Below are 13063 nucleotides of genomic sequence, written 5' to 3'. Positions count from 1 at the left end.
AGGCAGGCCTGAGCCAAGCCTTTGGTCTATTTTTATGAGCGCCGTGTGGAGAGTGGGAAGCCGACAGATGGCACTTTAATGTCATTGGCTGATCCGGGCGCTCTACGGCAGGCCTAACGGCCTGTTCGGGTAATTTTTGGATCCATTTTCGTGTCCAGAAATCCCGTGCGTTTCGCCAAAGCTTGAGTACAATCGTCAGCTTTTTCGGGCCCCCCTTGTCCCGCCGCTGGAACTCTCGATGCTGACCGGTAGTTACTCTTCTTCGCTGGTGCTGATCTCACTGTGCGTGGCCATTCTGGCCTCCTACACCGCCCTGGACCTTACCGGCCGCATCGCTACTGCCCGAGGCAGGGCGGTGCTCATCTGGATGGGCGGTGGAGCGTTGGCGATGGGGATCGGCGTCTGGTCGATGCACTTTATCGGCATGCTCGCCTTCAGCCTGCCGATCGATCTGGGCTATGACGTTGGCCTGACAGCATTGTCATTGTTGATCGCCGTGCTCTCCTCGGGGTTTGCCTTGTGGCTGGTGAGCCAACCGAGCCTGCCGTGGCTGCAACTGGGGTTTGGCGCGCTTATCATGGGCGCCGGCATCAGCTGCATGCATTACACCGGGATGGCAGCGCTGCGCATGTTACCGGGCATCGACTATGACCCGACGCTGTTCGGCGCCTCGCTGGCGATCGCTGTGGGCGCGTCGGCGGCGGCACTGTGGATCGCTTTCCGGCTGCGCCAGCATACCCCTTACGTGCGCCAGATCCGAGGGCTGGCGGCTGTGCTGATGGGCATTGCCATCGTTGGCATGCACTACACCGGCATGGCCGCAGCCAACTTCCAGAAGGGCAGTTTCTGCGGCGCCCTGGCAGACGGGTTGCAAGGGGACGGGCTGGTCTATCTGGTGCTCATCACTACCTTGGCGGTGCTCGCAGTGGCGTTGCTGACTTCGGTACTCGATGCGCGCCTGGAGGCACGCACAGCAGAGCTTGCGCGGTCGCTGACCCTCGCCAACCAGGAACTGACCCAGTTGGCGCTGCATGACACGCTGACCGGCCTGCCCAACCGCACGCTGCTTTCCGACCGTATCGAGCAGGCGATCGGCAAGGTGGCGGAGCAGGGCGGTTGCTTTGCGCTGATGTTCATCGACCTGGACGGCTTCAAGCCGGTCAATGATGCATTTGGTCACCATGTGGGCGACCTGCTGCTCAAGGCAGTGGCCGCACGCTTGCGCGGCCACTTGCACAGCCAGGATACGCTGGCGCGCATTGGCGGCGATGAATTCGTGTTGCTGGTGGCACTGCAGGAGCCTGCAGATGCCATGGATGTGGCGGTCAAACAGGTCAACCTGATATCACGGGCGTTCCGCGTGACCGAGCATGACTTGCAATTGACGGCGAGCGTGGGCATTGCCCTGTATCCGGGTAATGGCCAAGACCAGCTGGAGTTGCTGCGCAACGCGGATGCTGCCATGTATCACGCCAAGAGCGCCGGCAAGAATGGCTACAGCTTCTTCGACATTTCCATGAACAGCAATGCCCGCCAACAGTTGCAGCTGCTGCAGGACCTGCGCATGGCTTTGGAGCAACGCCAGTTCCGCCTGCACTACCAGCCTAAATTCGCTGCGCGGGCTTGCCAGGCGATCGGCGCAGAGGCCCTGTTGCGCTGGCAGCACCCGCAGCACGGTCTGTTGCTGCCGGATCGTTTCATTGGCCTGGCGGAAAAAACCGGCCTGATCATCCCGATTGGCGAATGGGTACTGGACGAGGCGTGCCGGCAGATGCGCCAATGGCTTGACCAAGGGCATGAAAACTGGCGCATGGCGGTCAACCTGTCCGCGATCCAGTTTTGTCATGCCGGCCTGGTTGACAGCGTTGCCCGCGCCCTGCGCGACAATGATCTGCCAGCCAACAGCCTGACCCTCGAGATCACCGAAACCACTGCCATGCATGATGCCGATGCCAGCCTGGCGGTGCTGCAGCGGCTGTCCGACATGGGGGTGGACCTTTCCATCGACGACTTTGGTACCGGCTACTCGAGCCTGATGTACCTCAAGCGCTTACCCGCCAACGAGCTGAAGATTGACCGCGGCTTTGTCCGCGACCTGGAGCAGGACAGCGACGACGCAGCCATTGTCTCGGCCATCGTGGCGTTGGGCCAGGCGTTGGGCTTGCGTATCGTTGCCGAAGGTGTGGAAACCGGTGGCCAGCAGGATTTCCTGACGCGCCTGGGCTGTGATTCGCTACAGGGTTACCTGCTGGGGCAGCCGGTGCCGGCCGAGCAGTTCATGGGGACATTGCAGGTATTGCAGCAAACCCCGGAGGCGGTCGCCTAGCCGGCGTCACGCAGGGCGAAAACCGGTACGAAGGCATCCATTTCGGCTTCTACGGCCTCAATGATGCGTTCGACATCGGCTGCCGCCATGATCGCCGTGCAGGGGATGCCGGCAATCGCCAGCAGCGTTTCGCCCGTGGCACGGTCGAACAGGCGCGCGATCATGCTGCGTGGCGCATCCATGTTGGCCTCGAAACCCAGCGGGTGGAAGTGCCAGCGCATCACCTGGCAGGCGTTGGGGAACGTCATCTTGTTCATGCCAGCCTCCTTGTCCTTTTCTGGGCGGGTGATCGGGGAGCCGCGCGCGGCCGCCGGGAAACTAAAGATAGCACCCCACGGCCCGCTGTTCTGCCGAAAGTACGCCAAATGCACTGACCCTTGACCCTCGTCACAAACAGCGGGTGTTCGCCGTTTGGCAGCAAATGGCCAGGCAAACGTTTTCGTTGGCAGGCGGTGCCAGAGGTGGCGAAGGGTTCTGCTACTTTTAACTCCATTCGGCACACTTCGTTTTCGGACGAGCGGTGCGAGCTGGGCAGACAAGGAGACAGTCATGCGCTATTCCAGGCTCACTCAACGCATCGCCGGTGAAACCGCTGCTGCCTGGGACATCCACTATCAGGCACAGGCCCTGCGTCGCGAAGGGCGCGAGATTTTCCTGCTGTCGGTGGGCGATCCTGACTTCGACACGCCGAAGGCCATCGTGGATGCTGCGGTCAGCAGCTTGCGCCGCGGCGACACTCACTACAGCGATGTGCGTGGCAGCCTGGCCCTGCGCCAGGCGATTGCACGCCGCACCGGCCCTGAGGTCAGTGTCGAGCAAGTGATGGTGCTCGCTGGCGCGCAGTGTGCCCTGTATGCCGTCTGCCAATGCCTGTTCGGGCCGGGGGATGAGGTGATCGTCGCTGAGCCCATGTATGTCACCTACCACGGTGTATTCGGCGCTTGCGGCGCGCGGCCGGTGCAGGTGGCCGTAAGCCCGGAGCACGGCTTTCGGCTCGACCCGCGCGCCGTGGCGCAAGCGATAACCCCGCGTACCCGCGGGCTGCTGCTGAACACGCCGCACAACCCGACCGGCTGCGCCATCTCCCCGCAGGACATGCTGCAGCTTGCTCAGCTTTGTCGCGACCATGATCTGTGGCTGGTGTGCGATCAGGTCTACAGTGGCCTGCTGTACGACGGCGAAGCGGTCGCCCCTGCGCAACTGCCCGGCATGCGCGAGCGCTGCGTGATCATTGACAGCGTGTCCAAGTCGCACGCGATGAGCGGCTGGCGCGTGGGGTGGGTGGTCGGCCCCCCGGCGCTGACCACCCACCTGACCAACCTGGCCATGACCATGTTGTTTGGCTTGCCAGAGTTTGTCATGCAGGGGGCTTGCGTAGCGTTGGAGCATGACTTGCTTGCGGTACAACAGATGCGCAAGGCCTACCGCGAGCGGCGCGACCTGGTGTGCAAGGCCTTGGCCGATTGCCCTGGGGTGCGTGCCCACCGACCGGCGGGGGGCATGTTCGTGATGCTTGATATCCGCGAAACCGGGCTGAGTGCCCAGGCCTTCGCCCAGCGGCTTTTGATAGAGGAGGGCGTCTCACTGCTGCCGGGCGATGCTTTCGGGCCCAGCGCGGCGGGGCATGTGCGCATGGGGCTGGTGCTGGCGGCCGAGCAACTGCAAATGGTGTGTGGCCGGATCGGCGCTTGCGCCCGGCGCATACTAGCCGAGCAGGCCGGCAGCGATATTGATGGTAAAGCCGAGGATTGCCGTGTTGAACACGAAGCCTACCAGTGAATGTGCCAGCACCACCCTGCGCATACCCCGGCTGGCTACGCCGATGTCGGAGGTTTGTACGGCGACGCTGATGGTGAACGAGAAGTAGTGGAAGTCCCAGTAGTCGGGGTTGCGTTCACCGTCGGCGAAACGCAACGCGGGTGCCTGCGGCGCGCTGTTGTAGAACAGCCGGGCATAGTGCAGCGTGAAGATACACCCGATGAGCAGCCAGGAGCCCGCCACGGTCAAACCGGTGTAGAGGTAGTGCAGGGCTTGGTCACTGCCCTGCAGACCGCGGCTTGAGACCAGTTGCAGGGTGACCGCCGCCAGGCTGGCGATGGCGGCAATGCACACGGTGAACAGCACCACCCCGGCGTTTTCGTCCTCGACCTGAGCCACCTCGCGAACCTTCTCGGGCGTGGCTCGCCAGGTCAGCCAAAGCACCAGCAGCAAATAAAGCCAGACCCCCAGGTTCCAGCCAGCGAGGATGCGTTGCACGATGTCGCTGGCAGGAATCAGCCACGCACCAAGGATGCCGATCAGCGCAGCGAAGCTCAGGCGGGGGTGGGTACGGGTCAGTCGGTGCAGTGCCATGGTGCCTCATCGACAGGGAGTCATGGCTACCACGATAGTCCATGGGATACCATTTCAGCTCATGCCAGTGTCCAAGTCCCTGAGCTTCAAGGAAATGGCGCAGGCCGCTTTACGCCTGGAGCGCTCGATGACGCTCCGGGCTTCGCTACAGGATTCATGTTTTGTCCGACCTCTCGCAAAATCCACTCTTGCAGTACCTCGCCCGGTTGGCGCCTTCCAGCCAGCAAACCATGCGCTACATCCTGCAGGACGCTGCTGACCGGCTGGGCTTCGCTGACTGCAACCTCGTCGATATTCCCTGGCACAAGCTTGAGCCAGGGCACGTGATCGGCCTGGTCGCAGCGCTGCGCACCGATGGCTATGCGCCCAACAGTTCGTCACTTTATGTCAATGCAATACGTGGCGTGATGAATGAAGCCTGGCGCCAGGGCCTGATCGATCATGAGCAGTTGCTGCGCATCCGTGAGGTCAAGCCGGCCACCGGTAGCCGCCTGCCGCCGGGGCGCAACCTTCGCCGTAGCCTGATCCGCGAGCTGATGGAGGTGTGCGACGCCGACCCGCGCCCGCAGGGCGTTCGTGATGCGGCGATCATTGCACTGCTGTATGGCACCGGCATGCGCAAGTCGGAGTCGGTGGACATCGACCTGGAACAGGTGGACTTCGAGGCACGCAGCCTGCAGGTGTTGGGCAAAGGCAACCGCCAACTGATCAAGTATGCGCCGCCCTGGGCTTTCGCAAAATTGCAGGCTTGGCTTGAACTGCGCCGGCAGTCGCTGCCAGAGGGCGCGTCGGACGATCCCTTCCTGTTCAATCGCATCCGCCGTGGCAACCACATTACCCGCGCGCGCATCACCAAGCATGCGATCTACTACATTGCCCGTCAGCGCGGGGCGCAGGTGGGGGTGAAGATCATGCCGCATGATTTTCGCCGGGCGTTCATCACCCGGGTGATCGAAGAACACGACCTGTCGATTGCGCAGAAGCTGGCGCATCACGCCAACATCCAGACCACTGCCAGCTATGACCGGCGCGATGACAACGAGCGGCGGCGGGCGGTGGACCGGTTCGACTATTGAGCGCCCGGGCCACCCCTCAGGCCCGCACCGTGCCAGAGGGCACCGGCCTTGCCCTGGTGCGTCGGCAAGCCGGTGTCGTGGCAGGCGGTGCCGGCTAGTGGATGCTCGACGCCAGCTCGAAGATTGGCATGTACATCAGAATAACGATCACCCCGATAAGCAACCCGATGAAGGTCATCAGCAGCGGTTCGAACAGCTTCACGAACCACTCCACCCAGCGGCCTATCTCCTGGTCATGGAAATCTGCGCAGCGTTCAAGCATCTCGCCCAGATTGCCGGATTGCTCGCCCGCTCGCAGCAGGCGTAGTGACACAGGCGTGACCAACTGCCCGGCTTCCAGCGCTTGCGACAACGGCAGCCCTTCACCCACCCCGCAGCAGGCCCGCTCCAAACCTTGCGCTGCAGCGCTGCCCAACAGCCCACGGGCCATGCCCATGGCCGTCAGGATGGGGATGCCGCCTTGCAGCAGAATGCCCAGCGAGCGATAGAAGCGCGCCAATTCATACATCATCAGGCGCTGATGCAGGGCTGGCATTCGCCGAACCTGGCGTGACGTCCAACGCCGCAGCAGGGGGTTATTGCGCAGCAGCACCAGCGCGCCGATGCCACTTGCTGTGGCCAGGGCCAGGGGCAGCTGCTGAGCATGCAGGAACAGGCCGATCTGCATCAGCATGCGCGAGAGCCAGGGCAGTTCGCTGCCCATGCCCTCGAACACCAGGCTGAAGCGTGGCACCACGTAGCCGAGCAGGAACAGCACCACGCCACCGCCCACCAGCAGCAGCAGCAGCGGGTAGACCGAAGCCCCAACCAGTTTTTGCCGGACCAGATCCAGGCGCTGTCGGTATCCGATATAACGGTGCAGGGCGTCACCCAGCGCCCCGGTGCGCTCGCTGGACTGGACCAACGCCACGTACAACGGCGGGAATACCCGCGGCTGCTGGCCCAGGGCCTGGGACAGCGAGCGGCCTTCGTACAGCTGGCCAACCAGCGCCGCTAGCACTTTACGGCTTGCCGCGGTGGGGGCTTTTTCCGCAAGGCTTTCCAGGGCATCGATCAAGGGCAGGCCGGCATGTAGCAGCGTGGTCAGCTCCTGACTGAAGAGTAACAGGTCGAATGCGGCCTGGCGGCGCCATGGCAGGTGCCCCAGCACGCTACCCTGGCTGCGCACGCTGACCACACGCAGCCCCTGGTCTTGCACCTTGCGCCGAGCCTGTTCGGCATCCTCGGCATCGATGTTCAATTGAACCACGCCCTCTCTACCCAGGGCCTTCAGGCTATAGCGCATGGCCTTGCTCCTCATTGCCAACTGGTAATTTCGGCGTTTTCACCGTCGCCACCGGGCTGGCCATCCTTGCCCATGGACAGCAAGTCGTACTCGCCGCCGTTTTCGCCTGGCTGGCGGTAGATGTAGGCACGGCCCCACGGGTCCTGTGGAATCGCTTTCTGCAGGTAAGGGCCTGACCAGCGGGCCTCGCCACTGGGGGCGGCAACCAGCGCCTGCAGGCCTTGCTCACTGTTGGGGTAGTGGCCGACTTCCAGGCGATACAGGTCCAGGGCCTTGCCCAGCCCTTCGATCTGCGCCCGTGCCACCTTGGCCTCGGAACGGCCCAACTGGCTGAAGTATTTGGGCGCGACGATACCGGCCAACAAGCCCAGCACCACCAGCACTACCAGCAGTTCGAGCAGGGTGAAGCCACATTGGCGTTTGGGTTTGCGCTGCATGGTGAAGCCCTCCTGCATGGGGACATGCCCTTTCGGGTTTTCATGCGCCATGCAACAGCCGTGCACGTCTGCCTCGGGGCCTTGCGCCATGCGCCATGGCAAGCGGCACATTGCTTGCGTCGTAGCAGAAAAGCCCGGGTTTTCCGGGGTATTTCCCCCATATCGGGGGGCACGGCGGGGAGGCGACCGACATGCGTGGGATTATCCTGGGATTGATCTGGCTGGCAGGGGCCAGCGCACAGGCTGATGTGTACATTGCCATCGATGCCAAGGGCGGTTACGTGCTGACCAACGTCCACCGGCCCGGGCGCAACTATGAACGGGTGATTCGCGAACCCGTTGCTCAGGCTGGCCCGGCCAATGCGCAATTGATCACCGGGCGCCCCTACGCTGACTTGGTGGCGGCGGCGGCGCGCATGCACAACGTTCCACAGGCACTGCTGCATGCGTTGATCAAGGCAGAATCAGGGTACAACCCGAAGGCCCGCTCGGCGGCCGGGGCAGTAGGGCTGATGCAGTTGATGCCGGGTACGGCGAAGGAGATGGGGGTCGAGGATGTGCTTGACCCGGAGGACAACGTGCAGGGTGGGGCCCGCTACCTCAAACGCATGCTCAACCTATTCGACAACGACATCACCCTGGCCGTCGCCGCCTACAATGCTGGCCCGGATGCTGTGCGCCGACGTGGAGCGGTGCCGCCCTTCGCCGAAACCCGGCGGTATGTGCCCAATGTGCTGCGCGAATACCGCAAGTTACAGGGGCTGGCAGTGGACTCGCCGTTGTGATGGGCACCTGCTGGCAGGCAGCCTTGCATCGGCCTCGCGCAAATCAATGTCATGGATTCCCCAACTCTGGGCTATAACCTTTCAAAGGTGCTCAGCAGTGGTAGCCGCCATGGACATCGCCTCCCGTTCCGACCCACTCGAGTCACCCGCCAGCCCTGACGCCGGCACACCGCGCAAGCCGTTCAACCTTTTGCGTTGGTACGCCTGGGTCAGCTTGGCCATCATCCTCTCGGTGGCCGCAGGCCTGGGGTTGATCTCCAGCCGTTTCATCATCCACGAAAGCGTCGAGCGTGACGCGCTGCTCACCGCACAGTTCATTACTTCGATCGCTGACGCTGAAGTGCGCCATGTGGCGATCCCCAATGTGCGCACCATGGGTGAACTGCTGGACCCGCGTACAGACCTGGACCCTTTGCCAGGCGTAGACCCCGTGGCGCGGCGCAGGGCCCGCGGCGAATTCCTCGACCACATCGCGCACTTGCCAGACATGCTGCTGGCCAACATCTACGCCCCGGACCGCACCGTGATCTGGTCGAGCAATCCGGCGCTGACCGGCAAGCTGATTCAGGGCGATGAGGACCTGGATCGGGCGTTCGAGCACAAAATGCGGGTTTCGGCCAGTTACCACGGCTTCGAAGAGGCCCGCTCCGAACAAAAGTTCGTGACCCCGCCTGAGCAGTTGTTCATCGAGAACTACATTCCGCTGTTCGATGCAGAAGGCGAGCACGTGGTGGCGATGGTGGAGATATACAAGGAACCCCATGACCTGATCGTGCGCATCGAACATGGCCTTGTGCTCATCTGGCTGGCCATCACCGTGGGCGCCGGGGTGGTCTACATCGGCCTGTACGGCATCATGCGCCGCGCCGCCCGGTTGATGGCGGTACAGCAGAAACGGCTGATCAGCAATGAAACCTACGTTGCGCTTGGCGAGGTGTCCTCGGCCGTGGCCCACAGCCTTCGCAACCCGCTGGCCAGTATCCGCTCCAGCGCCGAGCTGGCTCAGGTGTTCGACGAGGGGCCGGCGCAGCGCAACATCAACGAGATCATCAGCCAGGTCGACCGCATGTCCCAGTGGATCCGCCAGTTGCTGCAGTCGCTGCGACCGCTGGATGACAAGACCATACCGGTGGACCTGCCTGCAGTTCTGCAAGACAGCTTGCAAACCTTCGCCCTGCCGCTGGCACGCAGTGGTGTGACCCTGGACTTGAAGCCGCTTCCGGCAGTACAGGTGCTGGGGCAGCCGGAATTGCTCGGGCAGATTTTCAACAGCCTGATCGCCAACGCTCTGGAGTCGATGGAGCAGGGCGGACAGCTGCGTGTCGAGGTGGTGAAGCAGGACAGGCGCAGCGTTACCCTGCGCCTGGCCGACACCGGAAAAGGCATGAATGAAAAGCAGCAGCGCATGGCGTTCAAGCCCTTCTTCACAACCAAACAAGGCGGGCTCGGGGTCGGGCTGGTACTGGTCAGACGGATCATGGAGCGGTTCGGTGGGTCGGTTCGGTTGAGTAGCCGCGAAGGCCATGGCACTCAGGTTTCACTTCACTTTCGGCTTGCCAAGACCTAATAAATAACATCAGTAACTAATGTTAAGTTCATGATCTGTAAGCTATTTATGTCTTTTGGGTAAGATCACCCAAAAGTGGGGAATCATTCTAGAAGCCAAATCAAGTACCGTATCTAAGTGCCTGACTATCAAGGGTTTTTATTTATCTTTTGCCTGTGGCTGATTTTTTGCAGGAAGACCTACGCGATAAATGGTGGCTGCTGCAGGTGTGGCGAAGTGATATCAATTAGCTACGCACGGTAGAGATGCTGGTGACAGCCTTCTGAACGGAATCCTTGCTCGGGAACGACGCGATGCAGACGCTGGAAACCGATGTTCCCGACAAACCCGTCGCCCAGCCCGGCAGTGGCCTGGCTGCGCCGCTCCGCGAATTCAACCTGCTGCGCTGGTTTTCCGTGATCAGCCTGCTGATCATCACCTCGGTGGCAGTTGGCCTGGGCTATGTCTCGACCCGCTTCGTGGTCCGCGATAGCGTGGAGCGCGATGCCATGCTCACCGCCCAGTTCATCCAGGCCATGGCCCAGGCCGAAGTGCGCCATTCGCAATTGCCACCCGGCACCACCCTGGGTGAACTGCTCGATCCGCGCCTGGACCACCAGCATCTGCAAGTCAGCCCGCAGCTGGCCATGGCGACCCGGGTCGAGTTTCTCGATCATGTCGAGCACCTTCCGGATACGCTGCTGGCCAATGTCTATGCCCGTGATCGCACCATCGTCTGGTCCACCAACCCTGAACTGGTGGGCAAGCGCATCGAGGCTGATGGCGACCTGGACCACGCCTTCCGCTCGCGCAAGGCGGTCTCTGCCAGCTACCACAAAGTGGAGGATCACCGCGAGGAGCAGAAGTTCGAGCGTGAGCCCAACTACCTGTTCATCGAAAACTACATCCCCTTGTTCGACAGCCAGGGTCAGCAGGTGCTGTCTATGGTCGAGATCTACAAAGAGCCACAGGACCTGATTCGACGTATTCAGCGCGGTTATGTGCTGATCTGGGCCTCGACCCTGGTGGGCGGGGCCTTGATCTACTTTGGCCTGTTCTGGATCGTGCGTCGCGCAGCCTCAATGCTGCATCAGCAACAGGATCGGCTGGTGGCGAGTGAAACCTATGTCGCCCTTGGCGAAATGTCCTCGGCGGTGGCCCACAGCCTGCGCAACCCATTGGCCAATATCCGCTCCAGTGCCGAGTTGGCACAGGAAATCGCCAATCCGCAGGCGCAGCAGAATATCGTCGACATCATCAGCCAGGTGGATCGCATGTCGCGCTGGGTGCGCGAGCTGCTGGTGTCATTGCGCCCGACCAGCGATAAGCCCGAGGCCGTGGACCTGGTAGCCGCCATCAAGGATACCCGCCTGGCGTTCGCCCAGCAGATCGAGCGTAACGGCATCCACTTTTCCTTCGACGGGCCCCAGGCACTGTGGGTGGCCAGCCAGCCTCTGCAATTGACGCAGATCCTCAACAGTTTGTTTTCCAATGCCATCGAAGCCATGCCAATGGGCGGCGAGTTGCGGGCCAGCGTCAGCACCCAGGACGGACGCCGCGCAGCATTGCTGCTCAGTGACACGGGCAAGGGCATGAGCACGCAGCAGCAACGCATGGTCTTCAAACCGTTTTTCACCACCAAGCAGGGCGGCCTCGGTGTAGGCCTGGCGCTGGTTCAGCGCATCATGGAGCGTTTTGGCGGCTCGGTCAGCCTGAGCAGCCGTGAAGAGGAAGGAACCCGCGTCAGCCTCACTTTCAATATCGCAGCGGGAGGGGAACATGGAGCACAGCATCCTGGTAGTCGAGGATGATGAAATCCTTGCCAACAACATTCGCACCTATTTGAACCTGAAGGGCTTCGAGGTGACGGTGTGTCACAGTGCGGAGCTCGCGCTGGAGCAGCTCAAGCGGTTTCAGCCCGACGCCGTACTCACCGACAACTCGCTGCCCGGTATGAATGGTCATGACCTGCTGCGCACGCTGGTGGCGCAGATGCCGGAGCTCAAGGTCATCATGATGACGGGCTACGGTAACGTCGAGGACGCCGTGCAGGCGATGAAAGAGGGGGCGTTCCATTACCTGACCAAGCCTGTGGTGCTCGCCGAGCTCAAGCTGACGCTGGAAAAGGCCTTGGCCACCGAGCGCATGGAGCGCACGCTGTCGTTCTACCAGGAGCGCGAGGCGCAGAAGTCCGGGCTGCAGGCGCTGATTGGCGACTCGCCGGTGATGCTCACCCTCAAGCACACGCTGCGCCAGGTGCTCGATGCGGAACGGCGCATGGCTAATGACGACCTGCCGCCGGTGCTGGTCGAAGGCGAGACGGGTACCGGTAAGGAACTGGTGGCGCGTGCCCTGCATTTCGATGGCTCACGCAGCAAGGGGCCGTTCATCGAATTCAACTGTGCCTCGATCCCGGCCAACCTGCTTGAGGCGGAGTTGTTCGGGCATGAGAAGGGCGCCTTCACTGACGCCAAGGAACGGCGTGTAGGGCTGGTGGAGGCCGCAGACGGCGGCACGCTGTTTCTCGATGAGATCGGCGAGATGGACCTGGTGCTACAGGCCAAGCTGCTGAAACTGCTGGAGGATCGCAGCATTCGCCGCATAGGTGCGGTCAAGGAGCGCAAGGTTGACCTGCGGGTGATCAGCGCCACCAACTGCAACCTCGAACAGATGGTGCAGCAAGGCAAGTTTCGCCGGGACCTGTTCTTCCGCCTGCGCATCATCGCCCTGAAAGTACCGCGGCTGCACGCGCGGGGGCAGGACATCCTGCTGTTGGCGCGGCATTTCCTCGCCCATCACGGCCGTCGTTACGGCAAACCCAATCTGCGCTTCAGCCCCGAGGCTGAGAATTTGATGCTCGGTTACAGCTGGCCGGGCAACGTGCGCGAGTTGCGCAACATGCTGGAGCAGACGGTGTTGCTGGCACCCAATGAAGTGGTGCAAGCGCACCAGTTGAACCTGTGCCTGAGCTTGGTCGATGAGCCGCTCACACAGCCGACTGCCACCGTATACGAGATGCCGCGCCATGAGCCTGAGCCTGGAACCAGCTTGCCGGACATGGAACGGGATTTGGTGTGCAGGACGCTGGACCGCACCGATTGGAACGTGACCAAATCGGCGCGGTTGCTGGGGCTGTCGCGGGACATGCTGCGTTACAAGATCGAAAAACTGGGGCTGACACGGCCTGAAAAGCGCCAGTGGTAGGGGGTTTGGAGCGGCGGTCGTGGGTTGCCGATTCCGCCCTCGTCGCGGGAAA

At 62.2% G+C, this 13063-nt stretch carries 11 protein-coding genes; 7 read left to right on the top strand and 4 right to left on the bottom strand.

What is annotated here, in order from left to right; all coding sequences use genetic code 11:
* The first annotated feature begins 238 nt into the window (after positions 1 to 238).
* Positions 239 to 2326, top strand: a complete 2088-nt coding sequence (locus ABRP30_RS13960) for an EAL domain-containing protein (RefSeq protein ID WP_349975620.1) — start codon at positions 239 to 241, stop codon at positions 2324 to 2326.
* On the opposite strand, the gene ABRP30_RS13955 is transcribed toward ABRP30_RS13960, so the two are convergent.
* Positions 2323 to 2583: a DUF1652 domain-containing protein gene (locus ABRP30_RS13955; protein ID WP_267816204.1), complete on the bottom strand. Its 261-nt coding sequence runs from the start codon at positions 2581 to 2583 to the stop codon at positions 2323 to 2325. The genes ABRP30_RS13960 and ABRP30_RS13955 overlap by 4 nt on opposite strands.
* A 292-nt stretch (positions 2584 to 2875) precedes the next feature.
* Between ABRP30_RS13955 and ABRP30_RS13950 the strand changes: the two genes are divergently transcribed.
* Positions 2876 to 4105: an aminotransferase class I/II-fold pyridoxal phosphate-dependent enzyme gene (locus tag ABRP30_RS13950; RefSeq protein WP_349975619.1), complete on the top strand. Its 1230-nt coding sequence runs from the start codon at positions 2876 to 2878 to the stop codon at positions 4103 to 4105.
* Here the strand turns inward: ABRP30_RS13950 and ABRP30_RS13945 are convergent.
* A complete protein-coding gene (locus ABRP30_RS13945; protein ID WP_349975618.1) occupies positions 4031 to 4678 on the bottom strand; it encodes a DUF1345 domain-containing protein in 648 nt (215 codons plus the stop codon). The genes ABRP30_RS13950 and ABRP30_RS13945 overlap by 75 nt on opposite strands.
* A gap of 161 nt (positions 4679 to 4839) precedes the next feature.
* Here ABRP30_RS13945 and xerC point away from each other — a divergent pair, with 161 nt between their 5' ends.
* Complete coding sequence (gene xerC / locus ABRP30_RS13940) at positions 4840 to 5754, top strand: tyrosine recombinase XerC (protein WP_267816197.1); 915 nt, start codon at positions 4840 to 4842, stop codon at positions 5752 to 5754.
* Positions 5755 to 5848: 94 nt separating this feature from the next.
* Here the strand turns inward: xerC and ABRP30_RS13935 are convergent, their stop codons facing one another.
* Positions 5849 to 7039 (bottom strand): type II secretion system F family protein, encoded by a 1191-nt coding sequence (locus ABRP30_RS13935; RefSeq protein WP_267816195.1) that lies wholly within the window; start codon positions 7037 to 7039, stop codon positions 5849 to 5851.
* Positions 7040 to 7050: 11 nt separating this feature from the next.
* Positions 7051 to 7476, bottom strand: coding sequence for a type II secretion system major pseudopilin GspG (gene gspG / locus ABRP30_RS13930; RefSeq protein WP_267816193.1), 426 nt, complete (start codon positions 7474 to 7476; stop codon positions 7051 to 7053).
* Positions 7477 to 7667: 191 nt separating this feature from the next.
* Here gspG and ABRP30_RS13925 point away from each other — a divergent pair, with 191 nt between their 5' ends.
* From ABRP30_RS13925 to ABRP30_RS13910, 4 genes are all read left to right on the top strand, one after another.
* Positions 7668 to 8261, top strand: coding sequence for a lytic transglycosylase domain-containing protein (locus ABRP30_RS13925; protein WP_349975617.1), 594 nt, complete (start codon positions 7668 to 7670; stop codon positions 8259 to 8261).
* Between the two features lie 109 nt (positions 8262 to 8370).
* A complete protein-coding gene (locus ABRP30_RS13920) occupies positions 8371 to 9828 on the top strand; it encodes an ATP-binding protein (RefSeq protein WP_349975616.1) in 1458 nt (485 codons plus the stop codon).
* Positions 9829 to 10121: 293 nt separating this feature from the next.
* Positions 10122 to 11618 carry a HAMP domain-containing sensor histidine kinase gene (locus ABRP30_RS13915; RefSeq protein ID WP_349975615.1) on the top strand — a complete coding sequence of 499 codons (1497 nt, stop codon included), beginning with the start codon at positions 10122 to 10124 and terminating at the stop codon, positions 11616 to 11618.
* Positions 11587 to 13011 (top strand): sigma-54 dependent transcriptional regulator, encoded by a 1425-nt coding sequence (locus ABRP30_RS13910; protein ID WP_349975614.1) that lies wholly within the window; start codon positions 11587 to 11589, stop codon positions 13009 to 13011. Before ABRP30_RS13915 ends, ABRP30_RS13910 begins: the two co-directional genes overlap by 32 nt.
* The last annotated feature ends 52 nt before the right edge of the window (positions 13012 to 13063 follow it).

It is taken from the genome of Pseudomonas sp. WHRI 8519 (assembly GCF_040224055.2).
GTDB lineage: Bacteria > Pseudomonadota > Gammaproteobacteria > Pseudomonadales > Pseudomonadaceae > Aquipseudomonas > Aquipseudomonas putida_X.
This window is presented reverse-complemented; position numbering and strand designations above follow the sequence as displayed.

Excerpts from the sequence above, each read along its gene's own strand:
- ABRP30_RS13960 (WP_349975620.1), top strand. The coding sequence starts at position 239 with ATGCTGACCGGTAGTTACTCTTCTTCGCTGGTGCTGATCTCACTGTGC.
- gspG (WP_267816193.1), bottom strand. The coding sequence starts at position 7,476 with ATGCAGCGCAAACCCAAACGCCAATGTGGCTTCACCCTGCTCGAACTG.
- ABRP30_RS13910 (WP_349975614.1), top strand. The coding sequence starts at position 11,587 with ATGGAGCACAGCATCCTGGTAGTCGAGGATGATGAAATCCTTGCCAAC.
- ABRP30_RS13955 (WP_267816204.1), bottom strand. The coding sequence starts at position 2,583 with ATGAACAAGATGACGTTCCCCAACGCCTGCCAGGTGATGCGCTGGCAC.
- ABRP30_RS13935 (WP_267816195.1), bottom strand. The coding sequence starts at position 7,039 with ATGCGCTATAGCCTGAAGGCCCTGGGTAGAGAGGGCGTGGTTCAATTG.
- ABRP30_RS13925 (WP_349975617.1), top strand. The coding sequence starts at position 7,668 with ATGCGTGGGATTATCCTGGGATTGATCTGGCTGGCAGGGGCCAGCGCA.
- ABRP30_RS13950 (WP_349975619.1), top strand. The coding sequence starts at position 2,876 with ATGCGCTATTCCAGGCTCACTCAACGCATCGCCGGTGAAACCGCTGCT.
- ABRP30_RS13915 (WP_349975615.1), top strand. The coding sequence starts at position 10,122 with ATGCAGACGCTGGAAACCGATGTTCCCGACAAACCCGTCGCCCAGCCC.
- ABRP30_RS13945 (WP_349975618.1), bottom strand. The coding sequence starts at position 4,678 with ATGGCACTGCACCGACTGACCCGTACCCACCCCCGCCTGAGCTTCGCT.
- ABRP30_RS13920 (WP_349975616.1), top strand. The coding sequence starts at position 8,371 with ATGGACATCGCCTCCCGTTCCGACCCACTCGAGTCACCCGCCAGCCCT.